The organism is Thermomonas paludicola, from assembly GCF_024498955.1.
Lineage (GTDB): Bacteria > Pseudomonadota > Gammaproteobacteria > Xanthomonadales > Xanthomonadaceae > Thermomonas > Thermomonas paludicola.
Window position 1 is genome coordinate 221,802 of record NZ_CP093311.1, and the last position, 21,842, is coordinate 243,643.

General features: G+C 66.5%; 22 protein-coding genes. 11 read left to right on the forward strand and 11 right to left on the reverse strand.

The window, feature by feature from the left end; translation table 11 throughout:
* The first annotated feature begins 22 nt into the window (after positions 1 to 22).
* Together yedA and rarD are read left to right on the forward strand one after the other, a co-directional pair.
* Entirely contained in the window at positions 23 to 928 is a 906-nt protein-coding gene (gene yedA, locus LIW09_RS00955; RefSeq protein WP_256646128.1) for a drug/metabolite exporter YedA, read from the forward strand.
* Positions 925 to 1,854: an EamA family transporter RarD gene (gene rarD / locus LIW09_RS00960; RefSeq protein ID WP_256646129.1), complete on the forward strand. Its 930-nt coding sequence runs from the start codon at positions 925 to 927 to the stop codon at positions 1,852 to 1,854. The genes yedA and rarD overlap by 4 nt, the downstream gene beginning before the upstream one ends.
* Positions 1,855 to 1,864: 10 nt before the next feature.
* Here the strand turns inward: rarD and LIW09_RS00965 are convergent, their stop codons facing one another.
* The 4 genes from LIW09_RS00965 to LIW09_RS00980 all read right to left on the reverse strand — a co-directional run bounded on the left by LIW09_RS00965 (position 1,865) and on the right by LIW09_RS00980 (position 6,403).
* Positions 1,865 to 3,181: an ABC transporter permease gene (locus tag LIW09_RS00965; RefSeq protein ID WP_256646130.1), complete on the reverse strand. Its 1,317-nt coding sequence runs from the start codon at positions 3,179 to 3,181 to the stop codon at positions 1,865 to 1,867.
* A gap of 15 nt (positions 3,182 to 3,196) precedes the next feature.
* The gene (locus LIW09_RS00970; RefSeq protein ID WP_256646131.1) at positions 3,197 to 4,354 is read right to left on the reverse strand and encodes an ABC transporter permease; all 1,158 of its coding nucleotides are present in this window, start codon (positions 4,352 to 4,354) and stop codon (positions 3,197 to 3,199) included.
* Between the two features lie 12 nt (positions 4,355 to 4,366).
* Entirely contained in the window at positions 4,367 to 5,059 is a 693-nt protein-coding gene (locus tag LIW09_RS00975; RefSeq protein ID WP_256646132.1) for an ABC transporter ATP-binding protein, read from the reverse strand.
* An 84-nt stretch (positions 5,060 to 5,143) separates the two neighbouring features.
* A complete protein-coding gene (locus LIW09_RS00980) occupies positions 5,144 to 6,403 on the reverse strand; it encodes an efflux RND transporter periplasmic adaptor subunit (protein ID WP_256646133.1) in 1,260 nt (419 codons plus the stop codon).
* Positions 6,404 to 6,615: 212 nt separating this feature from the next.
* Between LIW09_RS00980 and LIW09_RS00985 the strand changes: the two genes are divergently transcribed.
* Genes LIW09_RS00985 through LIW09_RS01000 form a run of 4 tightly spaced genes read left to right on the forward strand, consistent with a single transcriptional unit; the run spans position 6,616 to position 10,192 of the window.
* Positions 6,616 to 7,563 (forward strand): ABC transporter ATP-binding protein, encoded by a 948-nt coding sequence (locus tag LIW09_RS00985; RefSeq protein ID WP_256646134.1) that lies wholly within the window; start codon positions 6,616 to 6,618, stop codon positions 7,561 to 7,563.
* A complete protein-coding gene (locus tag LIW09_RS00990; protein ID WP_256646135.1) occupies positions 7,563 to 8,342 on the forward strand; it encodes an ABC transporter permease in 780 nt (259 codons plus the stop codon). The genes LIW09_RS00985 and LIW09_RS00990 overlap by 1 nt, the downstream gene beginning before the upstream one ends.
* 39 nt (positions 8,343 to 8,381) lie before the next feature.
* Positions 8,382 to 9,593 carry a sensor histidine kinase gene (locus LIW09_RS00995; RefSeq protein ID WP_256646136.1) on the forward strand — a complete coding sequence of 404 codons (1,212 nt, stop codon included), beginning with the start codon at positions 8,382 to 8,384 and terminating at the stop codon, positions 9,591 to 9,593.
* A complete protein-coding gene (locus LIW09_RS01000) occupies positions 9,590 to 10,192 on the forward strand; it encodes a response regulator transcription factor (RefSeq protein WP_256646137.1) in 603 nt (200 codons plus the stop codon). Before LIW09_RS00995 ends, LIW09_RS01000 begins: the two co-directional genes overlap by 4 nt.
* Positions 10,193 to 10,208: 16 nt before the next feature.
* Here the strand turns inward: LIW09_RS01000 and LIW09_RS01005 are convergent, their stop codons facing one another.
* The 7 genes from LIW09_RS01005 to LIW09_RS01035 all read right to left on the reverse strand — a co-directional run bounded on the left by LIW09_RS01005 (position 10,209) and on the right by LIW09_RS01035 (position 16,077).
* Positions 10,209 to 11,579 (reverse strand): leucyl aminopeptidase family protein, encoded by a 1,371-nt coding sequence (locus tag LIW09_RS01005; protein WP_256646138.1) that lies wholly within the window; start codon positions 11,577 to 11,579, stop codon positions 10,209 to 10,211.
* Positions 11,576 to 12,289, reverse strand: a complete 714-nt coding sequence (locus LIW09_RS01010) for an HAD family hydrolase (protein ID WP_256646139.1) — start codon at positions 12,287 to 12,289, stop codon at positions 11,576 to 11,578. Before LIW09_RS01010 ends, LIW09_RS01005 begins: the two co-directional genes overlap by 4 nt.
* A gap of 23 nt (positions 12,290 to 12,312) precedes the next feature.
* Positions 12,313 to 13,416 (reverse strand): AI-2E family transporter, encoded by a 1,104-nt coding sequence (locus tag LIW09_RS01015; RefSeq protein ID WP_256646140.1) that lies wholly within the window; start codon positions 13,414 to 13,416, stop codon positions 12,313 to 12,315.
* On the reverse strand, positions 13,413 to 13,763 hold the full coding sequence (locus tag LIW09_RS01020) for a hypothetical protein (RefSeq protein ID WP_256646141.1): 351 nt from the start codon (positions 13,761 to 13,763) through the stop codon (positions 13,413 to 13,415). The genes LIW09_RS01015 and LIW09_RS01020 overlap by 4 nt, the downstream gene beginning before the upstream one ends.
* Positions 13,760 to 14,212, reverse strand: coding sequence for a phage holin family protein (locus tag LIW09_RS01025; protein WP_256646142.1), 453 nt, complete (start codon positions 14,210 to 14,212; stop codon positions 13,760 to 13,762). The genes LIW09_RS01020 and LIW09_RS01025 overlap by 4 nt, the downstream gene beginning before the upstream one ends.
* A 10-nt stretch (positions 14,213 to 14,222) precedes the next feature.
* On the reverse strand, positions 14,223 to 14,579 hold the full coding sequence (locus tag LIW09_RS01030; RefSeq protein ID WP_256646143.1) for a hypothetical protein: 357 nt from the start codon (positions 14,577 to 14,579) through the stop codon (positions 14,223 to 14,225).
* A gap of 64 nt (positions 14,580 to 14,643) precedes the next feature.
* Positions 14,644 to 16,077, reverse strand: coding sequence for a Do family serine endopeptidase (locus tag LIW09_RS01035; RefSeq protein WP_256646144.1), 1,434 nt, complete (start codon positions 16,075 to 16,077; stop codon positions 14,644 to 14,646).
* Here LIW09_RS01035 and LIW09_RS01040 point away from each other — a divergent pair.
* The 5 genes from LIW09_RS01040 (at position 16,076) to LIW09_RS01060 (ending at position 21,797) form a co-directional block, all read left to right on the forward strand.
* A complete protein-coding gene (locus LIW09_RS01040; RefSeq protein ID WP_256646145.1) occupies positions 16,076 to 16,309 on the forward strand; it encodes a hypothetical protein in 234 nt (77 codons plus the stop codon). The two genes, LIW09_RS01035 and LIW09_RS01040, sit on opposite strands and share 2 nt — an antisense overlap.
* A 297-nt stretch (positions 16,310 to 16,606) precedes the next feature.
* Positions 16,607 to 18,757 (forward strand): adenosylcobalamin-dependent ribonucleoside-diphosphate reductase, encoded by a 2,151-nt coding sequence (locus LIW09_RS01045; RefSeq protein WP_256646146.1) that lies wholly within the window; start codon positions 16,607 to 16,609, stop codon positions 18,755 to 18,757.
* 112 nt (positions 18,758 to 18,869) lie between these two features.
* On the forward strand, positions 18,870 to 19,376 hold the full coding sequence (locus tag LIW09_RS01050; protein ID WP_256646147.1) for a hypothetical protein: 507 nt from the start codon (positions 18,870 to 18,872) through the stop codon (positions 19,374 to 19,376).
* 82 nt (positions 19,377 to 19,458) lie between these two features.
* A complete protein-coding gene (locus LIW09_RS01055; RefSeq protein ID WP_256646148.1) occupies positions 19,459 to 20,223 on the forward strand; it encodes a TSCPD domain-containing protein in 765 nt (254 codons plus the stop codon).
* A gap of 473 nt (positions 20,224 to 20,696) precedes the next feature.
* Positions 20,697 to 21,797 (forward strand): M28 family peptidase, encoded by a 1,101-nt coding sequence (locus LIW09_RS01060; RefSeq protein WP_256646149.1) that lies wholly within the window; start codon positions 20,697 to 20,699, stop codon positions 21,795 to 21,797.
* Positions 21,798 to 21,842: the final 45 nt, after the last annotated feature.

Consider the following 21,842-nt stretch of genomic DNA (forward strand, 5'->3'; position numbering starts at 1 on the left):
CCGTTGTCTGGCAGGTCAGCAAATGGCGTCTTCCTCATCTTCCGCCGCGTCCACGCCCGCCGCCGCCAGCGTTGCGCTTGCGCTGGCCGCGCTGTATCTGATCTGGGGCTCCACCTATCTGGCCATCCGCTTCGCGCTGGAGGGGGGCTTTCCGCCATTCCTGCTTGGCGGCATCCGCTTCCTGGTGGCCGGCGGCCTGCTGTATGCCGTCCTGCGCTGGCGCGGGGTGGCGGCGCCGACGCGCCCGCAATGGCGGAACCTGCTGGTCATGGGCGTGCTGTTGCTGCTGATGGGCAATGGCATGGTGAATTTCGGCGAGCAAACCGTGTCGTCCGGCATGACCGCCGTCATCGTGTCGTCGTCCGCGCTGTGGATGGGGGTGTTTGCGGCATTGCGCGGGCATCGGCCCAATCGCATGGAGTGGCTGGGGCTGGCAATCGGTTTCCTGGGCGTGCTCTGGCTCAGTGCCGGTGGCAGCCTGGCGGGTACCCCGGGCGGGCTGGCCGCGTTGCTGGTGGCGTCGCTGGCGTGGTCGTTTGGTTCGATCTGGAGCCGCGGCCGCGATCTGCCGCCGCCGTTCATGGCGGCGGCGGGACAGATGTTGTGCGGCGGGCTGGCGATGAGCCTGCTGGGCGCGGGCCTGGGTGAGCGCTTCCACGGCCTGCCCACCGCGCACGCCATCGGGGCGTTCTGGTATCTGGTGGTGCTGGGGTCGCTGGCGGGATTCTCGGCCTACATCTGGCTGCTGCATCACGTGCGCCCGGCGCTGGCCACCAGTTATGCCTATGTGAACCCGGCGATTGCGGTGGTGCTGGGCGCGGCATTGGCGCACGAGCATTTCGGCCCGCGCGAATTGGCGGCAATGGCGGTGATCCTGCTGGGGGTGGTCGCGATTACCCTGGCCAAAATCGGGAACGCCAAGGCATGAGATCCGGCGACGATGCCGTGCGTGGCACCTGGGTTGCCATCGCCACGTTCGTGATGTGGGGGCTGGCGCCGCTGTATTGGCACCTGCTCGTGGCGGTGCCGTCGCTGCAGATCGTGTTGCACCGGGTGGTATGGAGCGCGCTGTTCGTCGGCGTGTTCCTGTTCTGGCGTGATGGTCGCAGTTGGCTTCGCAGCACCCTGCGCGGACAACCGAAGCTGTGGTGGATGCTGGCGCTGAGCGGCGTGCTGATTTCCTGCAACTGGGGCCTGTACATCTGGGCGGTGAACGCCGGCCACGTGGTGGAAACCGCGCTGGGATATTTCATCAATCCGCTGCTCAACGTGGTGATCGGCGTGTTGTTCATGCGCGAGCGGCTGCGCCCGCTGCAGTGGGTGGCGGTGGCGATCGCGGCAGCCGGCGTGACCTGGCTGACCGTGCAATACGGCCAATTCCCGTGGATCGCGCTGGCGCTGGCGTGTTCGTTCGGCCTGTACGGGGTGCTGCGCAAGCTGGCGCACGTGGATTCCGTCGCCGGGCTCGGCGTGGAAAGCGCCTATCTGTTCGTGCCGGTGCTGGGCGCGTTGTTGTGGAGTGAACTGCATGGCGCGGGCGGCTTCTTGCCCATCAATGGTGCGCCCGGTTACGGCGCCGGGTTGAGCGCGCTGCTGGTGCTGTCGGGCCTGGTCACCGCGCTGCCGCTGGTGGGCTTTGCCTATGCGGTGCGCAGGATCTCGCTGACCACCGTGGGCATCCTGCAATACATCGCGCCGACCCTGCAGTTCCTGATCGGCGTGTTCATCCTCCACGAAGCCTTCGACCGCACCCGCCTGGTGGGCTTTGCCTGCATCTGGCTGGCCTTGCTGGTGTTCGTGGGCGAAGGCCTGTGGCGGCGCAAGATGGACAACGAGGTGGGTGAGCTGGTGTGAAGCGCGCTGTTCACGCCGCGCGCAGGGCCTCGGTCACCGGCAGCCGCGCCGCGCGCAGTGCCGGGAACAAGCCACCGACCAAGCCAATCCCCAGTGCCCACTTCAGCCCGGTCCACAGCAGCTCCGGCGAGACCTTGAACTGGAACACCACCTGGCTGAAGTTCTGCCCCAGCGTGCTGACCGTGTAGCCGTTGAAGACCAGCCACGCCAGGCCAGCGCCCAGCAGCCCGCCCAGCAGCGCCAGCAGCATGGTTTCCAGCATCACCGCGGTGACCACCGGCAGGCCGCGGAAGCCCAGCGCGCGCATGGTCGCGATCTCGCGCGCGCGGCCGGCCACGGCGGCATACATCGAGTTCAGCGCGCCGAACACCGCACCGATCGCCATGATCGCCCCGATCACCTTGCCAAGGATGTTGATCAGCTTGGTCAGCCCTTCGGATTGCTTGGCGTAATAGTCGTGGGTGGTTTCCACATCCAGCTTCAGCCGCGGGTCGGCGGCCAGCGCCGCCTTGAGCTGCTTGAAGCCGTTCTTGCCGTCCAGCTTCACGGTCACCGACTGGAACGCGCTGCGCTGGTAGGCCGGGCCCAGGACATCGGCATCGGTCCACAGCTCGGAGTCGTGTGAATCCCTGGATTCAAACACGCCGACGACCGTCCACATCTGGTTGGCCAGCTCGAGTTGCTTGCCGACCTGCAGCCCGCGGAACTGCTGTTGCGCGCCGCGCCCCACCACGATCTCGCGCAGCCCCGGCTGGAACCTGCGGCCCTCGATCATCTTCAGCTGCGGCCGCAGTGTCCACGCCGCCTCGCCCACGCCGCGGAACTGCACGTTGGCATCGGTGCCGTCGGCCATCGAGGGCAGGTTCACCACCTGCGAGAGCTCCGGCGATGCCAGTGGCTTGCCGTCCGCGCCTCTGGCGATCCCCGCCAGCGAACCGATCAACGGCACCTGGTCGCGCATGATCACCGAGTTGGTTTCGGCCTGCGAGCCGCCGCGCAGGATGATCGCGCTGTCGGTGCCACCCGTCTTGTCCAGCGTCGCCTTGAAACCTTCGCCCATCGCCAGCATCGCCACCAGCACCGCGACCACGCCGGCGATGCCGACCACGATCACCGCCGACGCGCCCCAGCGCTGCGGCAGGCCGGCGATGCCGATGGAGGCGGCAGCCAGGGCCAGCTTTCCGCTGCGGGCAAGCACCAGCCACAGCGCGATGAATGCCGCGAGCCCGAGCACCGCATACCAGGGCAGCATGATCCAGGCCACCAACGCGGCAAGCAGTGCCAGCACGGTGCCAAGGCCAAGCAGGAATCCTTTGAGACGTTTCATGTCATGTGCCTTCAGTTAGCGGCCAGCCAATGCATCGACGATATTCAGGCGCATTCCGCGGATCGCCGGCAGCAGCCCGACGATCACGCCGATCACCAGCATCAGCAGCAATCCCGTCAGCCATGTTTGCATCGCCATCGGCGGCAGCTGGATCATGCCGCCGCTGGCGGTGGTGATCATCGGCACCAGTGCCGCGGCGATGCACAGGCCGATCAACCCACCCAGCACCACCAGCAGCACGGATTCGGCCAGTACCAGCCACAGCACGCTGCGGTTGGAAAAGCCGATGGTCTTGAGCACCGCCAGCTCCGGGATGCGCTCGCGGACCGCTTGCGCCATGGTGTTGCCGGTGAGCAGCAGCAGGGTGAAGAACACCGCGCCCATGATTCCGCTGACGATCAGGCCGATGTCGGCGAACTGCTTGGCAAAGGCCTGGTTGAATGCGGCCTCGCTCTGGGTTTTCGTTTCGTGATCGGAATTGGCGCTGAGCTTGTCGATCGCCAACGCCACGCGGTCGGCACCGTCACCGCTGCCGGGTTGCACCACCAGCCAGCCAATGCGTCCCTTGACGTAGTCGTTGGCTTCGTCGAAGTACTTCCAGTGGAAGAACATCGCGTTCTCCTGGCCTTTCTGTTTTTGTTCCTTGATCGTGTAGATGCCGCGCAGGGTGAACGACCAGTCGTTGCTGCCCTTGGTCGGGAAGATGGTGGCCTGCAGCGGGATGGTGTCGCCCACTTTCCAGCCGAAGCGCTTGGCCAGGGCCTCGCCGACCACGGCGCCGGTCCGGTCGGCGAGCCATGCCTTCTTCTGCGCTTGCGGCAACGCGAATTCCGGATACAGGTCCAGGTAATCGGGGCTCACCGCGAAGTTCGGGAAGAAATTCTTGGGATCCCGGTAGATGCCGCCGAACCAGGCCGCGTACGTCGCCTGCTTGACGCCGGGCGTGGCGCGGATCTGCTCGACGACGCTGTACGGCAGCATCTGCGTGATCGACAGTCGCGACGACGTGATCATGCGGTTGGCGCCGGCCACCTGGCCGCCGGAATTGAAGGCCACGCGCACGGAATCCAGCATCCCGAACAGCAGGAACGCGGCAATCACCGACAGCAGGGTGAGGAAGGTGCGGGTCTTGCTGCGGAACAGCGCGGCCCAGATCAGATGCAGGTATTTCATGTCTGCCTCCGCTTATGCCGCGTGGTGGGTCTGTTCGACGAGGTTGCCCTTGTCCAGGTGCAGGGTGTGCGTTGCGTATTCGGCGGCCTTGGGGTCGTGGGTGACCATCACGATGGTCTTGCCGTGTTCGCGATTGAGCGTCTGCAGCAAGCCCAGGATTTCCTCGGCCGACGCGCGGTCAAGATCGCCGGTAGGTTCGTCGCAAATCAACAACGTGGGGTCGGACACGATCGCGCGGGCAATCGCCACGCGCTGCTGCTGGCCGCCGGAGAGCTCGTTCGGGCGATGCTTGCCGCGATCGGCCAGGCCAACCAGCTGCAGTGCAATCGCGGCATTCTGCCGGCGCTGCGCGGCCGACAGCCGGGTCAGCAGCAACGGCAGCTCGACGTTCTTCTGCGCGGTCAGGGTGGGCATCAGGTTGTAGAACTGGAACACGAAGCCGACGTTGTTGCTGCGCCATTGCGACAGTTGCCCGGAGCCGAGTTGCTCGATGTGTGCGCCCGCGATTTCAATACTGCCGGAGCTGGGGGAATCCAGGCCGCCGATCAGGTTGAGCAGGGTGGTCTTGCCGGAGCCGGAGGGGCCCATCAACGCGACGAAATCGCCTGCATCGATGTCCAGGTCGATGCCGCGCAGCACGTCCACGTTCTCGGGGCCGCGCTGATAGGTCTTGTGCAGGTTGCGGATGCTGACGAGGGTGGACATGGCGTGCGTGCTCCGTAGGGGTCGTCGTGATTCTTTTCGCGTGCCCCTGCGCTGGCGGGGGCGCGCAAGCGGGGTGGGATGCGGCTATTCGTTGTTCGCACCAGCGTCGGCCTGCTCACTGGCCAGGCGCACGCGCGCCCCATCCACCAAGCTGTCCGAGGGGTCGATCACCACCTTGTCGCCGCCGCTCAGGCCTTGCAGCACCTCGCGGTCATCGCCCAGGGTACGGCCAAGCGTCAGCGTGCGCGCCTTCACCTGCTCGCCTTCGACCACGAAGGCGACATCCTTGCCCGCGCGCTGGGTGATCGAGGCGGCAGGCGCCAGCACGCCGGGCTTGGCATTGGCCTGCGCCGGCCTGGCCTCTTCCAGGAAGCCCACGCGCGCGCCCATGTCCGGCACGATGCGCGCATCTTTCGTCTCCAGCCCAACGCGCACCTTGACCGTGGCCTTGCCGCGATCGGCGGCGGGGATGATGGCGATGACCTTGCCGGGGATCTTCCAGTCCTGGTAGGCATTGAGCACGGTTTCGGTGGCCATGCCCGGCTTCACGCGGCCAATGAAGGCTTCGCCGACTTCGACTTCCACCTCCAGCGAATCCATGTCGACGATCGTGCCGATGCCGGTGCGGGTATAGCCGCCGCCGGCCGACAGTGGCGACACGATCTCGCCCGGCTGCGCGGCCTTGGCGATCACCACGCCGGCAAACGGCGCGCGCACGATGGTGTTGTCCACGCCGTTGTCGGCGATGCGCAGCGCGTCGCCCGCCACCTGCGCGTTGCGCTGCGCGGTGCTGATCTGCGCGCGCAAGGCATCGCGCGAGGCAATGGCCTGGTCGTACTGTGCGCGCGACACCAGCTTCTGTGCGACCAGCGTGGAAAGGCGCGTGGCGTTGGCCTCGGCTTCCTTCAGCTGCGCCTGCACGCCGGCGATCTGGCTTTGCGCCGCGGCCAGCTGTGCGGCAGTCAGCGTGCGCTGGGCATTGGCATCCACCGGATCCAGGCGCGCCAGCACCTGGCCTTCCTCGACCCGCTGGCCTTCCTCGATCAACACCTCCAGCACCTTGCCGGTGATCTTGGAGGACACCGTGGCCATCCGCCGCGCAACGATATAGCCAGTCGCGTCCAGCACCGAGGCACTGCCGCCGCCGTTGCCGATTGCAACCACGTCTGCGGTCTGCACGACGATGCCCTTGTCGCGGCCAAGCAGCGCCCAACCGGCGAGGCCAAGCGCCGACAGTGCGGCAATCACGGCAAGCGCGATCCACAGGCCACGCTTCGACGCGGGCGGTGGCGCGCTGCGGTCGATCTTCAGGGATTTCAACAGGTCGGTATTGGAAGCGCTCATCGAAATCTGGTTCCAGCAACGGAAACGCCAAGTGTGACGGCTGCAGCGTTTGCCGCCAATCGGGGCGGCGGGCGGCAGCGGAATGCAGACAGGCTAGGGCAAGCCAGCGGAGCGGTCACCTGATGGTTGTCATGCGATTGCGATGATGGGCGCGACTGCCGCCGCAGCCGAGGCGCGCCTATCGTCACCGCACACCTTCCTGGAGCGGCGCGATGCGCGACGATGGCAACACCACCACGACCGATGATGGGCGCGGCGAGCTGGCGCGACTGCGCGGCGCCAGCAAGTCCTACGGCACGCTGCGCGCGCTGGACGGCATCGACCTGCGCCTGCGCGAAGGCGAACTGCTCGCCCTGCTCGGCCCGAATGGGGCCGGCAAGACCACCGCGATTGGCCTGCTTCTCGGCCTGATTCGGGCTGACGCCGGTGAGGTCAGCCTGTTCGGCCTGGATCCGCAAGATATCCGCGCACGCCGCAACATTGGCGTGATGCTGCAGGACGCGGCCCTGCCGCAGACTCTGCGTGTCGGCGAGCTGATCCGGCTGTCGGCAAGCTATTACCCCAGCCCGCGCAGCGTGCTTGAAAGCGCGCAGCTGGCGGGGGTTGCCGATCTTCTCAAGCGTCCCTACGGCAAGCTGTCCGGCGGCCAGCAGCGGCGCGTGCAATTCGCGGTGGCGCTTTGCGGGCGCCCGCGCCTGCTGTTCCTCGACGAGCCCACGGTCGGCATGGATATCGAGGCGCGGCAGATGCTGTGGGCAGCGATCCGTCATCTGGTGGGCGAGGGAAATTCGGTGGTGCTGACCACCCACTACCTGGAAGAGGCCGAGGCGCTGGCGAGCCGTGTCTGCGTGATGGCGCGCGGCCGGATCATCAGCGAAGGCAGCGTGGATGCGTTGCGCGCGCGGATCGCGCTCAAGCGGGTCTGGTGTTCGACGCGTCTTGCATTGGGCGAGCTGCGGGCATGGCCGGAAGTGGTCGAGGCGCGCATGGATGGCAATCGGTTGTGCCTGTCCACGGAATATCCGGAGCTGCTGGTGCGCCGCCTGCTGGCGCAAGATGCCGCGCTGAGCGGGCTGGAAGTGCGCGCCGCCGGCCTCGCTGAAGCCTTCACCGAACTCACCCGCGACGACAACGCCGCCGCATTGCTGGAAGCCGCCTGATGAACGCAATCACGACCCATGCAGGCGGCGGCATGCCGCGCGCGCGCGCGTTCAACGCCTACCTGCAGGAAGCGCGCAGCGAACTCCTGCGCTACCTGCGCAACCCGGGCTTCCTGTTGCCGGTGATCCTGTTCCCCACCGTGTTCTACCTGATGTTCGGGGTGGTGCTGGCGCATGCACAGGCACCGGGCATGGCGTGCTACCTGCTGGCAAGCTACGCCACGTTCGGGGTGATGAGCCCCGGCCTGTTCGGGTTTGGCGTGTCGCTGGCGATGGAGCGCGACAACGGCCTGCTCACCCTCAAGCGCGCCTTGCCGATGCCGCCCGCCGCGTACCTGCTGGGCAAGATGGTGATGGCGATGATCGCCGCTGCGCTGGTCGTCGTGCTGCTGCTGGGCCTGGCGGTGGGCGTGGCGGGCGTGGTGTTGACCGCCCGGCAGGCCGCTGCGCTGCTGCTTGCCGGCACGCTGGGCGTGCTGCCGTTCTGCGCACTTGGCATGCTGGTGGGAACCTTGGTCAAGGGCCAGGGCGCGCCCGGCATGCTCAACCTGGTGTATCTGCCGATGTCGTTCCTGTCGGGCCTGTGGGTGCCGTTGCAGGTCCTGCCGGCGACGCTGCAGCACATCGCGCCGGCATGGCCCAGTTATCACCTGGACCAGATCGCACTGCGTGCGTTGGGCGTGACGCAGGCGCCGCTGCTGCAGCATGTGCTGGTGCTGTGCGGATTCACCGGCGTGTTCCTGTGGCTGGCCGCGCGCCGGCTGCGCCGGCATGGCTGAGGTCGGTTATGCCTGCTGCGACTGACGTAGGATGCGCGCATGAAATTTCCGGCATGGTTGAATCGCAGGATGACCCCCGCGGCGGATTCCGCCGCAGCCGATGCCATCCGGCGCGGCAAGTCGCCGTGGACGGACAGCGTGCACCTGCTGTGGTCGCTGTGGATTTTCATTACCCCGCTGCTGGGCGATGGCTACGACCTGCTTTGGGTGGCACTGACGCTGCTGTCCTACCCGATCTTCCTGTGGCTGTTTGCGAAGGTGCTGATCGCGCCGCGCGCCAATGGCTGGCGCTATGCGCTTGGCATGTCGGCGTTGAGCCTGCTGCTGTTGCGCTGGTATCCGTCGGGCTTGAGTTATTTCGTGTTCGGCTGCGTGATGTTGCGCGTGTCCGGCGCACGCCCGACCCTGCGCCGCTATCTGCTGCAACTGCTGGCGATGAACGTGGTGTACGTCGGGGTTGCCGCGTGGATCGGCTATCCGGCGCAGATGTTCCTGTGGGTGCCGGTGATGACGTTGATCATCGGCGTCATCATCAATGTCGAACATGCCAGCCAGGAAAAGGACGCGGCGCTGGCGCTGTCGCACGACGAAGTGCGCCGGCTGGCCGCCACCGCCGAGCGCGAGCGCATAGGCCGCGACCTGCACGATCTGCTTGGCCACACCCTGTCGCTGATCACCTTGAAGCTGGAACTGTCGCGCAAGCTGTTTGATCGCGACAGTGCGGCCTCGCGCCGCGAACTGGAAGAAGCCGAGCAGGTGGCGCGCGACGCGCTGGCGCAGGTGCGCAGCGCGGTGACCGGCTTTCGCGCGGCGGATCTCGCCGCCGAGCTGGCTTCGGCGCGTTTGATGCTGGAGTCTTCACAGGTCCATCTGGATTACGAGCCGCCGCCCGTCGATCTGCCTGAAGTCCTGGAGCGCGGAGTGGCGTTGGTGCTGCGTGAAGCCGTCACCAACATCACCCGACATGCGCAGGCCGGGCGTGCGCAGGTGGCGTTCCTGTGCGATGGCGATACGCTGCAGATGCGCATTGCCGATGATGGGTGCGGCGGCGTCACCGCGGACGGCAACGGCCTGGCTGGAATGCGCGAACGGGTGGCGGCGCTGAACGGAAACCTGCGGATCGATTCGCCAAATGGGGGCGGTACGCGCCTGCTGGTGAAGATTCCGCTGCGCCAACCGCGCGCGCCGATTGCGCCTCAATGCGCTTCATCGCTGCCTGACGTTCAAGCACGACCGGAGACAACACCATGATCCGCATCTTGCTGGCCGAAGACCAGGCAATGGTGCGCGGCGCACTGTCGGCACTGCTCGGAATGGAATCCGACATCGACGTGGTAGGCACCGCCGCCGATGGCGAAATCGCGTGGCGGGAGCTGCAGCGCCTCAAACCCGACGTGCTGGTGACCGACATCGAAATGCCCGGCCTGACCGGGCTGGAGCTGGCCCAGCGCATCGCGCGCCACGCATTGCCGATCAAGGTGGTGATCGTCACCACCTTCGCCCGCAGCGGATTTTTGCGGCGTGCGCTGGATGCCGGCGTGTCCGGTTATCTGCTGAAGGACTCGCCGGCCGAAAAATTGGCAGACGCGCTGCGCCAGGTGCATCGCGGCGGTCGTTCCATCGATCCGCAGCTGGCGATGGACGCGTGGTCGGAGGCCGACCCGCTCAATGACCGCGAGCGGCAGGTGCTGCGGCTTGCGGGCGAAGGCAGGTCGGCCGGCGATATCGCCGCGCAGCTTGGCCTGTCGCACGGCACCGTGCGCAACTACCTGTCCGAGTGCATCGGCAAGCTGGGGGTCAGCAACCGCATCGAAGCGGCGCGCCTGGCGCGGCAGAAGGGCTGGCTGTAAGGCCGAGTCTGCGCCGCTAGGCGTAGCGCGACTTCAACATCGCATAGGCCGCGCGCAGGCCCTGCGCCTCGCCGCCGGCTGGTTTGCCGTGGCGGTCGCTGTCGTTCCACGAATACACGTCCACATGCGCCCAGCGCTGGCCTTCGACCACGAAGCGCTCCAGGTACAGCGCGGCGGTGACGCTGCCGGCCATGGTGGTGTTGCTGCTGTTGGCCAGGTCGGCGATGCCGCTGGTGAGGTAGCGCAGGTACGGGCGCCACAGCGGCATCCGCCACAGCGGATCGCGCAGGCGGTTGCCTGCGTCCAGCCAATCATTCGCGAGCGCGTCATCGTTGGCGTACAGCGCGGGCAGGTCGGGGCCCAGCGCGATGCGCGCCGCGCCGGTGAGGGTGGCGAAGTCCAGCAGCAGGTCGGGCGCCAGCTCGCAGGCGCGGGTCAGCGCGTCGCACAGCACCAGCCGGCCTTCGGCGTCGGTGTTGTCGATCTCCACGCTGACGCCCTTGCGGGTGGCGATCACCTCGCCGGGGCGGAAGGCGTTGGGGCCTACCGAATTTTCGACCGCCGCAACCAGCAGGGTCAGCCGGACCGGCAGCTTGCGCGCCATGATCAATTCCGCCAGCGCGATGGCATGCGCGCTTCCGCCCATGTCCTTCTTCATGTTGCGCATGCCGGCGGCGCCCTTGAGGTCCAGTCCGCCGGTGTCGAAGCACACGCCCTTGCCGCACAGGGCGAGGTGGGGATGCGAGGCATCGCCCCAGCTCAGTTCCAGCAGGCGCGGCGCGCGATGCGAAGCGCGGCCCACTGCGTGGATGGCCGGGTAGTTCTGCGCCAGCAGGTCGTCGCCGGCAATCACCTCGAGCGTTGCGCCGTGCGCGCTGGCAAGTTCGCGCGCGACATCTTCCAGTTGCTCTGGCCCCATGTGTTCGGTGGGCGTATTGACCAGATCGCGCACGCGCGCACAGGCGGCGAGCAAGTCGAAGGTCTCCGCATCGAAGTCACCCGCCAGCCGGGGTGCGGTGTAGGTGTTGGCCTTGTAGCGACTGAAGCGGTACAGCCCCAACCCCCAGCCAAGCTGCAGCGCCTTGCGTGCATCGCCATCCAGCGCGCTGGCAAGTTGCCAATCGCCGGCGGGCAGCGCGCGCGGTGCATGCGCGTAGGCAAACGGATCCAGCGGATCGTCGATGCCGAGCACCGCGCCGGCGATCCGGCCCTCGCCATCGGCCCAGCTTTGCGCGCTGCCGGCGCTGGCGTCGAAGCGCTGCGCGGACAGCCATGCCTGCACCGCTGCGGGCTGCGTCTCGCGCCACGCGGCGAGATCGGATTTGGAGACGACGTGCAATGCAAGCGCGGCCTGGGTGGCAGCGGTGAAACCAGTGGGAAGGCTCATGTGGATCTTCTGGAATGGGCGCCCGCATCCAGCCAGTCGGCCAGCGCGGTCAGGGTGGTGACGTGCAGATCGGCGCGCGGCAGCTCGCCGGGCCAGGCGTGGTCGCCGCGGTCGATCCAGCAGGTGCGCATCCCCGCCTTGGCCGCGCCGGCAATATCCATGCTTGGGTGGTCGCCCACGTGCAGGACCTCCCCGGGCACCACGTCCAGGCGGCGACAGGCTTCGTGGAACAGGCCGGCATCCGGCTTGGCCGCGCCGTATTCGCGCGCGCCCAGCTGGAACTGGAACAGCGAGGCGATGCCGATGGCGGCCAGGTCGGCGTTGCCATTGGTCAGCGCCGCTATCGGCAGGCGCGCGGACATCCGCTGCAGGCCGTCGCGGGCATCGGGATAGAAGTCCACGCGGTTGCGTTCGGTGAAGAAGATCGCGTAGGCGGCGCTGGCCAGCGCCGGATCGTCGCCGCTTTCATGCAGCGCGCGCTCGATGGTCAGCCGCCGCAGCAGCCCGAGGTCATGCGCGTGCTGCGGAAACTCGGCGAACACCCGCTCGCGCAGCGCGCGCATGTCCTCGATGGGAAAGCGCTCGGCAGTGCGCGGGCTGTGCTCGGAAAACCAGGCGTGCAGCGCGCGCTCGATGCGCTCGCCGATCGGCGCGAACGGCCACAACGTGTCGTCGAGATCGAGGGTGATGGCGCGGATGGGGAAATTCACGGTGCCATTGTAGGCCCGGCCGGTTATTCCAGCAGCCTGGCCCAACCGTCCATGCCGTCCAGCCGGGCCAGCACGATCTTCACGCAGACCAGCATCGGCACCGCCAGCAGCAGGCCGACGATGCCCCACAGCCAGCCGAACAGCATCAGGGCCAGGATCAGGATCAGGGGCGACAGCGCCATGCGCCGGCCCAGCACGATGGGGGTGACGAGTTGCCCCTCCAGCGTGTGCAGGCCCAGGTAAATCGTGGCCGGCACCAATGCGCGCAGCGGCTCCTCGAAGCTGGCAAACCCCATCAGCAGCATCGCCATGATGCCGATCAGCGGGCCGACATACGGCGCGTAGTTGAGCAGCATCGCCATGGTGCCCCACAGCAGGGCTTCGTCGAGCGGCACGCCGAGGAAGAAAAACAGGCAGCTGGCGAACACCAGCCCGACCACGGCGTTGATCGCGCTGATGGTCAATACATAGCGGCTGATCTCGGTTTCAATCGCCTGCAGGATGTCCACGGTCAGCTTTTTCTTTTGCCGGTCCGGCAACAACGCGAGCGCGTGGCGCTGCAGATCCTGCCCATAGACCATGAAGAAAAAGGTCAGCAGCACCACGGCCAGCACCGAAGCCACCAGCATGGGCGTGGCAGCCAGCGATTTGTACGGGTCGTTCACTTCGGTGCGAACGATCTGCACCGGCTTGGCGGTGTTCTCGCCGCCGGCGGCGCGCGCAATGTTTTCGGCCGCGCGATTCGCCTCCTGCACCGGCTTGGTCAACTTCTGCAGCTTGGGGGCCAGCGTGCGCAGCTCGCGTGGCGCTTCATGCACCCAGTCGGCGGCTGGTTGCACCAGCTGTTGCCCCAGCAGCAGCGCCAGCGCGATGCCGCTGCACAGCACCACCAGCGCGGCGACGAAGCGTGGGAGATGGGCGCGTTGCAACAGGCGGATGATCGGGTTGCCGATCAGCGCAAGAAACACCGCCAGCAGCACCGGCAGGATCAGGTCCTGGCTGGCCCACAAAGTGAAGCCAACCGCCAGCACGGCCAGCACCAGCAGTGAAAGCGGCCCGCGCGGGCGCGGCAGTACGGCTGTCTCCGTTGAGGGGGGTCGCGCTGTGGTGTCGCCGTCGCTGCTCATGCGGCATTCGTTTCGAAGGGGGGCGCCTGCGCAGCCTCGGCGGTGGGTGAGGTTTCTTCATGGGCCGAATCGGCGGCCTCTGCCGCAGCCTGCGCACGGCCCGCCGCAAACAGGCCCGACAGCGCGTTGACCAGATTGAGCAGGCCGCCGCTGCTGGCCAGGCGCAGTGGCCGCGCGCGGCCAACGGCAAACCCCGCTGCGAGGCCGGCGATGACAATCCGGCCGGGCGTCCAGCTGGTGCGCCACAGTGTTTTGAGCTGGTGCCAGCATGCGATGGAATCAGCGCGGCTGGCTTCCAGCGCATGTTCGGCGCGTTGCACGCGGGCGATCTGCGCAGCCAGGCTCATGCCGATTCCTGCTTGGCAGCGGTGCGGGCGGCGGCTGCGCCCAGCTTTGCCAATTGACGGCGGGTTGCGTGCATCCCGCTGTGTTCGAAATGCCGCATGGCCGCCCATGCCGCCGCCAGTGTGCCGACGCTGCTGACCAGGGCAGCCAGCAGCAGGGCAGCCAGCCACGACAGGCCGGTGCTGCGCAGTGCGGCGATGAAGGCGGCCATCAGCAATAACCAGGACGAGCCACCCAGCGCGACCGCGACGCCGCCAAATGCCAGCGTGCGCGCCAGGGCGCTGCGCGCCAGCGCCAGGTCGGCCGCCACCAGTGCGCGCAGCGCACGGCCGGTGCCCAGTGCGCTGCGCGCACTTGCGCGCGCGCCTTCGCCCAGCGCGTGCAGGGTCTCGCCCACGTCCGGCGCGGCTGCGTCCTCGCGTGCGTCGTCTGCCTGCGCGTCGCCGGTCATGCCGGGCGGCTTACTTGTCGCTGCGGCCGAGCTTGGAAATGATCCAGCCGGCGGCAAACGCCACGCCGAATGCCGCCAGCGGGCGCTCGCGGATCAGCTCCGACGCGCTGTCCAGCAGGTCGCGGCCCTTGCCCATCAGGGCGTCCATCTGCTCGCCGGCCGCACCGCCAAGGTGCTCGGCGGCGCTGAGCCCGGCCACCGCGCCATCGGCCAGTTCCGCCTTGACCTGTGCCTTGCCCACGCGCAACTCGTCACCGGCGGAGCTGGTTGCGTTCTTGACCGCGCCGCCCGCAGCCGATGCCGCCTGCTTCAGGTGGGTGCCGGCTTCGCCGAGGTTGCTCTTGACCGCTTCGGTATGTTCGCTCATCTGCCGCATCCTGGTTCCGGAAGGAGGATTGGATCAGTGTCGCACCGTTTGCGTGACGAGGGCGTCAGCGCATCAACAGTTGGCCGCTGGCGCCGCCGCGCAGCACCCGCAGCACCAGCTGCTGCGGCACGGTGGCCAGGCTGGCGCGGAAGCCGCCCAGATCGCTGAAGTCGCCGCTGCTGGCGGCCAGGATCACGTCGCCGCGCTGCAGCCCGTTTTGCGCCGCGCGACTGCCGCGCTGCACGTCCTCCACCAGAACCCCGGCCAGCCCCTGGCGGCGCAGGGATTCCGGCAATTCGGCGAAGCTGGCGCCGCCCAGGCGCGCATCCAGCTGCGCGCCGTTCAGCGCTTTCGGCGCATCCCGCAGCCCGCTGACCAGTTGCAGCGGCTTGCCGTCGCGGCGCAGCTCCAGCGTCACCTTGGCATCGGGCGCCTGCAGGCCCTGGAAGTTGCGCAGCGCCTCGGCGCTGTCGATCGGCTGGCCATTGGCCGCCACCACCACATCGCCCACCTTGAGCCCGGCCGCGCCCGCTGCCGACCCCGGGAAAATGCGGGTGATCACCGCGCCACGCGCGTCGGTCAGGCCCAGGCCCTTGGCGATGCGGGCATCCACGTCCTGGCTGTCGATGCCCAGCGTGCCGCGCCGCACCACGCCGCCGGCCAGCAGCTGGTCCTTGATGCGGCTGGCCAAATTGGCCGGGATGGCGAAACCCAGCCCGATGTTGCCGGCCATCGACCCGCGCGGGTTGAAGCTGGCGGTATTGATGCCGACCAGCTCGCCGTTGAGGTTGACCAGCGCGCCGCCGGAGTTGCCGGGATTGATGCTGGCGTCGGTCTGGATGAAGTTCTGGAAACCTGCGCCCGGCAGGTTGTTGCGGCCCACCGCGGAGACGATGCCGGAGGTCACCGTTTGGCCGACGCCAAACGGGTTGCCGATCGCCACCACGAAATCGCCGATCTGCAATTTGTCGCTGTCGGCCACCGGGATCGCGGTCAGGTTTTGCGCGGGAATACGCATCAGCGCGATGTCGGTATCGGGATCGTTGCCGACGAATTCGGCTTTGAGCGAGCGCCCGTCGGCCAGGGTGACCTGCACCTCGTCGGCGTCTTCCACCACGTGGTTGTTGGTCAGCACCAGGCCGCGCTGGGCGTCGACGATCACGCCGGAGCCCAGCGATTGCGCGATGCGCTCTTCGGGAATGCCGAACATGCGGCGGAAGATCGGGTCATCGCCGAACGGCGTGTTCACCCGCACCCGCTGTTTGGTGTTCACGCTGACCACGGCCGGCAGCACGCGCTTCAGCATCGGCGCCAGCGACGGCATCGGCGTGCCGGCCACGGCGCTGGGCAGCGAGCCGGCAACGGGTATGGCGGTGCTTGCGGAGGCCGGCGCGGCCATGGCCGGGCGCTCCAGCATCAGGTTCAACCCGGTGGCGGCAAAGCCGCCGAACGTGGCCGCAGCAGACAGGGCCAGCAAGGTTTTGGTGGCAGGTTTCATGGCGTGGATCCCGGTGCAGGCAATACTGCCCAGTGTCGTGTGGCGACGTGCAATCGACGCTGAAGGCAGCCGGAATGGGCTGCCGATGGCCGCATTTGATCATGCAGCGCAGCATCATGCGTATTCATGTTCGCTGGAAAATATGTCGCAGTCCGGTTCAAAGCCCGGCGCCATGCGCGTCTTGGGCGAAGAGGCGGAATTGCAAGCCGGAAGGGGCAAATTTTTGCGTTGACTTGGATTCGGCCGATGGCTAATGTCCTTCGGATTGATCCACTAGATCTAGTGGTTGGTTTTGCAGGGAAGTCCCAACTCTAGTGGCGCAGGGGGCGCCGCTGGTCAAGGGAAGCGACGTCGATGATGGAGCGGCGCGTGACGATGCAGAAGCAGGCGGAAACGCAAACAAATCGATGAAATCGCAGGCTGCGTCGTGACGCGGGCTGCATCGCCGCCTCCGGTCGATGCCGGGCGTGGAACTTGGGCAACGGCCCGCCGGCAGGGCGGGTCATACAGGACAGGAGTGTCATCAGGCATGAGCACGGCGAGGTTGGAAGCAGTGATCACGGACGCAAATCAGGACATCCCGATGCAGCCTGCGTCACTGGACATCTGGGACAAGAAATATCGCCTCAAGACCAAGCAGGGCGAGCCGCTGGACGCCGATATCGACGGCACCTACCAGCGCGTCGCCAAGGCGCTGTCCGAAGCCGAGCCCACCGTCGAGCTGCAGCAATACTGGCAGGAGCGCTTCACCTGGGCGCTGCGCCGCGGGGCCATTCCCGCAGGCCGCATCACCTCCAATGCCGGCGCGCTGGAGCACAAGCCGGCCACCTCGACCATCAATTGCACCGTCTCCGGCACCATCGAGGATTCGATGGACGGAATCCTGGAGAAAGTCCACGAAGCGGGCCTGACCCTCAAGGCCGGCTGCGGCATCGGCTACGAGTTCAGCACGCTGCGCCCGCGCGGCGCGTTCGTGGCCGGCGCCGGCGCGTACACCTCCGGCCCGATGTCCTTCATGGATATCTACGACAAGATGTGCTTCACCGTGTCCAGCGCCGGTGGCCGCCGCGGCGCGCAGATGGGCACGTTCGACGTGTCGCATCCCGACGTGCGGGACTTCATCCGCGCCAAGCGCGAAGACGGCCGCCTGCGCCAGTTCAACCTCAGCTTGCTGATCACCGACGGCTTCATGCAGGCGGTGGAGGACGACGCCGACTGGCCGCTGGTGTTCCCGGTGAACATCAAGGAACGCGGCGAAATCGACCTGGACGACCCGACGCAGGTGGTCTGGCGCGACTGGCCGACCCATCGCAACTACATCGCCCGCGAGGACGGCCTGGTGGCCTGCAAGATCTACGGCCACATCCGCGCCCGCCACCTGTGGGACATGATCATGGTCTCCACGTACGACTACGCCGAGCCGGGGTTCATCCTGATCGACAAGGTCAACGAGATGAACAACAACTGGTGGTGCGAGACCATCCGCGCCACCAACCCCTGCGGCGAACAGCCACTGCCGGCGTATGGCGCCTGCCTGCTGGGCTCGGTCAACCTCACCAAGTTCGTGCGCAACGCCTTCACCGACCAGGCCGAATTCGACTGGGAGGAATACAAGGAAGTGGTGCGCGTGTTCACCCGCATGCTGGACAACGTGGTGGAGGTCAACGGCCTGCCGTTGCAGCAGCAGCGCGACGAGATCATGCACAAGCGCCGCCACGGCATGGGCTTCCTTGGGCTGGGCAGCAGCATGACCATGCTGAAGATGAAGTACGGCAGCAAGGCGAGCTGCGAATTCACCGAGCGCATTGCGCGCGAGATGGCCGTGGCCGGTTGGGAAACCGGGCTGGCGCTGGCGAAGGAAAAGGGCCCGGCGCCGATCATGAGCGACGTGTTCACCGTCGATGCCGGCATGTTGCGCAAGCGCCCGGAAATGGCGAAGGACGGCTGGAAGGTCGGGCAGAAGATCGAGGGCCGCGTGCTGCACGCCAAGTACTCGCGCTACATGCAGCAGGTGGCGAAGGTTGCGCCGGAGCTGGTCGATGCATTGGCCGACGTGGGCGCGCGTTTCACCCACCACAGCTCCATCGCGCCCACCGGCACCATCTCGCTGAGTCTGGCCAACAACGCCAGCAACGGCATCGAGCCCAGCTTCGCCCACCACTACAGCCGCAACGTGATCCGCGAAGGCAAGAAGTCCAAGGAAAAGGTGGACGTGTTCTCGTTCGAGCTGCTGGCCTACCGCGAACTGGTCAACCCGAAGGCGATGCCCTACGCCGAGGACGCGGCCGCCAAGCTGCCCGACTACTTCATCGCCGCCGACGACATCAGCCCGAAGGAGCACGTGGACGTGCAGGCCGCGGCGCAGAAGTGGGTGGATTCCTCCATCTCCAAGACCGCGAACGTCCCCACCGACTACCCGTACGAGGACTTCAAGGACATCTACCGCTACGCCTACCAGCAGGGCCTGAAGGGCTGCACCACCTTCCGCTTCAATCCCGCCGCCTTCCAGGGCGTGCTGGTCAAGGAAGCCGACCTCGAAAACACCACGTACCGCTTCGAGTTGGAAGACGGCAGCGTGGTCGAGGTGAAGGGCAACGAGAAAATCGAGTACGACGGCGAAATGCACACCGCCGCCAACCTGTTCGATGCCCTCAAGGAGGGGTATTACGGCAAGTTCTGACCCGGCCCGGTGCGCGTGTCTGGTCGGCTGAAAAGCCTTGCTGCACGTGCACCTTGGCAGGTATAGGATCGGTGCTGCGGTACCCACCAACCACGCCCGATCAGGAGGGCACATGAGCAATGGAGATGGAGTAACGGCAACGCTGTCGGATGCCGTTGAAGCTGCGAAGGAAAAAGTCGCCGAGATGGGCGGGGCAGCGGCCAACGCCGCGAGTTCCACGGTGACCCGGGTGAAAAAGGCGGCGACCCAGGCCAGGAAGACGATGAGCGCCGATATCGCCAAGGCGAAGAAGGCGGTCAAGAAATCGGTGGCCACGGCGAAGAAGAAGCTTGCCACCGCCAGCGCGGATGCGAAGAAGGAAGTGGCAAGCCTGAAGAAAAAGGTGGCCGGCAAGAAGGCGGCCGCCAAAAAGGCGGTGAAAAAAGCCGTTGCCAAGAAAGCGGTGGCGAAAAAAGCCGTCAAGAAAGTTGCCGCCAAGAAAGCGGTGAAGAAGGCGCCAGCCAAGAAAGCGGTCGCCAAGAAAGCCGCAGCCAAAAAAGCGGTGAAGAAAGCGCCCGCCAAGAAGGCCGTTGCCAGGAAAGCGGTGAAAAAAGTCGCCAGGAAGGCCGCGAAAAAATAAGCACGTACACGCCGCCGCGTCCGGCAACCCCGGGCGCGGCGTGCAATCCAGAACGCAGCAGCGAACACGCAGAGTCAGGACCATGACCGTCAGGATCGAAAAGAAAATCAAGGGCTACACTGTCGTCACCGCAGACGACAAGGCCAAGGAAGCCGCCAGGCTTGCGGCCGTGCCGGCCGACCAGCCCGACGACAACGTCATCCAGATGCACGAGCGCATCGAGCGTCCGGAAGTCCTGATCGGCAGCACCTACAAGATCAAGTCGCCGCTGGTGGAACACGCGTTCTACGTGACCATCAACGACATCGTGCTCAATGCCGGCTCCGAGCATGAGCACCGTCGCCCGTTCGAGATCTTCATCAACTCCAAGTCGATGGAGCATTTCCAGTGGATCGTGGCGCTGACTCGCATCATGTCCGCCGTGTTCCGCAAGGGGGGCGACGTCACCTTCATCGTCGATGAAATGAAGGCCGTGTTCGACCCGCGCGGCGGCTACTTCAAGGCCGGCGGCGTGTACATGCCGTCGCTGGTGGCGGAACTCGGCCACATCGTGGAAGACCACCTGAAGTCGATCGGCCTGTTGCACGATCCCGAAATGAGCGAGCACCAGAAGGCGCTGATCGCCGAGAAGCGCAAGCAATACGAAGGTCGCTCAAAAAAAAACGCTGAGTCCGCCCTGGCCGGCCTGAGCAGCGCCGCCGATCATCCGGAAGACATCGAAGTCACTGGCGAAGGCGCCACCTTCCCGCCCACTGCCACCATGTGCCACAAGTGCAGCACCAAGGCGCTGGTGCTGATGGATGGGTGCGCGACCTGCTTGAATTGCGGGTATAGCAAGTGCGGGTGATGTTGGTTCCTGAACGGCGCGGCGCAATGGGTTGAAAACGCGTTATGTGGAGTGGGTCAATGGCCTTGCCATCCCCCTTGCCGTCGTCATCGAGTTGACCCGGCGGCTTGGGGCGGAAAAACCGCCAAAAGGCGTTTTTTTCATTTCTACGGAGGGCGGAGTCCATGGTTGGACAGTTATCTGGTGCCGTCTGCATCGACGGCACAACCTTTATTTCGGGCGTATTCGTGGAACCGCCCACAAGTAGCTTGATGTCGTGGCTTAATTTCGCGCGCTGTTGAATCAACAGTAGCCGGAAGCCGCTAGTCCCGTTTTTTCCATGCGCATCCCGCCCCCTGCCGCCATGTTCGAAATCGGGCTGCCGGGAATCCGAATCCTGCTGCGGGAAAGGGTGAAAAGGCAGGACTAATGGCAGCAGTGGCTGCCGCAGGCGAACGCTAGACTGCGAACGATCCCTTCCGTGAGAACCGTCGATGCCTGCCATCCCGACGCTGCGCGCCATGCTTGCGGCCACCCTGTTCACGGCGTCTGTTGCGCTGGCGGGCGAGCCGCAGTTGCGACCCGATCAAGCACAGTTGCTCGCCACCGTTTCCGCCGATGCAATGCGCGGGCATCTGGCGTTTCTTGCCTCGGATGCATTGGGAGGGCGCGGCACGCCGTCGCGCGGGCTGGACATTGCCGCCGACTACATCGCCTCGCAGTTCCGCGCCGCCGGGCTGGAGCCGCTGGGCGACGACGGCTATTTCCAGACCGCCGACTGGCGCGAGATCGCGCCGGCCCGCGAGCATGCCAAGTACGCCGATGCGCTGGCGCCGCTGCCGGTGCGCAATGTGGTCGGCCTGCTGCGCGGTTCCGACCCGGCGCTGTCCAGGACCTACGTGCTGGTGACCGCGCATTACGACCATCTCGGCATCCGCGAGGGCAAGGGCGACGATCCCATCTACAACGGCGCCAACGACGACGGCAGCGGCACGGTGTCGGTGCTGGAGCTGGCCCGCGCATTCGCCGCGCAGAAGGTGCGGCCGAAGCGCAGCATCGTGTTCATGACCGTGTTCGGCGAAGAGCACGGCCTGGTCGGCTCACGCTATTACGGCAAGCATCCGCTGGTGCCGGTGGCCGATACCGTGGCCGACATCAACCTGGAGCAGATCGGCCGCACCGACGACAGCGAGGGGCCGCAGATGCGCGCCGCCGCGGTTACCGGCGCCGACTACTCCGAGGTGGGCGACGTGCTGCGCAAGGCCGGCGAAGCGACCGGCATCCGCATCACCAGGCATCCCGTGAACAGCGACCGCTATTTCGCCGCCAGCGACAACCAGGCGCTGGCCGACCTGGGCGTGCCGGCGCACACCGTCAGCGTCGCCTACGAGTATCCGGATTACCACGGCGCCGCCGACACCTGGGACAAGATCGATTACACCAACATGGCCGCCATCGATCGTACCGTGGCGCTGGCAGTCCTGATGATTGCCAGCGATCCGCAGGCGCCGCGCTGGAACGCCGCCAACCCGAAGACGGCGAAGTATGTGGACGCCGCACGCGCGCTGCGCGCCGTGAATGCCAGCACAAAGTAAGAATGTTCTGAAGCGCCGTCGTCGTCCCGTCTTCGCGGGAATGAC

What these genes read in the sequence shown, in the direction of transcription:
- LIW09_RS00985 (WP_256646134.1), top strand. Translation starts at nt 6,616, where the DNA reads ATGCGCGACGATGGCAACACCACCACGACCGATGATGGGCGCGGCGAG.
- LIW09_RS00995 (WP_256646136.1), top strand. Translation starts at nt 8,382, where the DNA reads ATGAAATTTCCGGCATGGTTGAATCGCAGGATGACCCCCGCGGCGGAT.
- LIW09_RS01055 (WP_256646148.1), top strand. Translation starts at nt 19,459, where the DNA reads ATGACCGTCAGGATCGAAAAGAAAATCAAGGGCTACACTGTCGTCACC.
- LIW09_RS01025 (WP_256646142.1), bottom strand. Translation starts at nt 14,212, where the DNA reads ATGACCGGCGACGCGCAGGCAGACGACGCACGCGAGGACGCAGCCGCG.
- LIW09_RS01035 (WP_256646144.1), bottom strand. Translation starts at nt 16,077, where the DNA reads ATGAAACCTGCCACCAAAACCTTGCTGGCCCTGTCTGCTGCGGCCACG.
- LIW09_RS00965 (WP_256646130.1), bottom strand. Translation starts at nt 3,181, where the DNA reads ATGAAACGTCTCAAAGGATTCCTGCTTGGCCTTGGCACCGTGCTGGCA.
- LIW09_RS01005 (WP_256646138.1), bottom strand. Translation starts at nt 11,579, where the DNA reads ATGAGCCTTCCCACTGGTTTCACCGCTGCCACCCAGGCCGCGCTTGCA.
- LIW09_RS00990 (WP_256646135.1), top strand. Translation starts at nt 7,563, where the DNA reads ATGAACGCAATCACGACCCATGCAGGCGGCGGCATGCCGCGCGCGCGC.
- LIW09_RS00980 (WP_256646133.1), bottom strand. Translation starts at nt 6,403, where the DNA reads ATGAGCGCTTCCAATACCGACCTGTTGAAATCCCTGAAGATCGACCGC.
- LIW09_RS01020 (WP_256646141.1), bottom strand. Translation starts at nt 13,763, where the DNA reads ATGAGCCTGGCTGCGCAGATCGCCCGCGTGCAACGCGCCGAACATGCG.
- LIW09_RS01030 (WP_256646143.1), bottom strand. Translation starts at nt 14,579, where the DNA reads ATGAGCGAACATACCGAAGCGGTCAAGAGCAACCTCGGCGAAGCCGGC.
- LIW09_RS00970 (WP_256646131.1), bottom strand. Translation starts at nt 4,354, where the DNA reads ATGAAATACCTGCATCTGATCTGGGCCGCGCTGTTCCGCAGCAAGACC.
- LIW09_RS01050 (WP_256646147.1), top strand. Translation starts at nt 18,870, where the DNA reads ATGAGCAATGGAGATGGAGTAACGGCAACGCTGTCGGATGCCGTTGAA.
- LIW09_RS01060 (WP_256646149.1), top strand. Translation starts at nt 20,697, where the DNA reads ATGCCTGCCATCCCGACGCTGCGCGCCATGCTTGCGGCCACCCTGTTC.
- LIW09_RS01040 (WP_256646145.1), top strand. Translation starts at nt 16,076, where the DNA reads ATGGCGTGGATCCCGGTGCAGGCAATACTGCCCAGTGTCGTGTGGCGA.
- LIW09_RS01045 (WP_256646146.1), top strand. Translation starts at nt 16,607, where the DNA reads ATGAGCACGGCGAGGTTGGAAGCAGTGATCACGGACGCAAATCAGGAC.
- LIW09_RS01000 (WP_256646137.1), top strand. Translation starts at nt 9,590, where the DNA reads ATGATCCGCATCTTGCTGGCCGAAGACCAGGCAATGGTGCGCGGCGCA.
- yedA (WP_256646128.1), top strand. Translation starts at nt 23, where the DNA reads ATGGCGTCTTCCTCATCTTCCGCCGCGTCCACGCCCGCCGCCGCCAGC.
- LIW09_RS00975 (WP_256646132.1), bottom strand. Translation starts at nt 5,059, where the DNA reads ATGTCCACCCTCGTCAGCATCCGCAACCTGCACAAGACCTATCAGCGC.
- LIW09_RS01015 (WP_256646140.1), bottom strand. Translation starts at nt 13,416, where the DNA reads ATGAGCAGCGACGGCGACACCACAGCGCGACCCCCCTCAACGGAGACA.
- rarD (WP_256646129.1), top strand. Translation starts at nt 925, where the DNA reads ATGAGATCCGGCGACGATGCCGTGCGTGGCACCTGGGTTGCCATCGCC.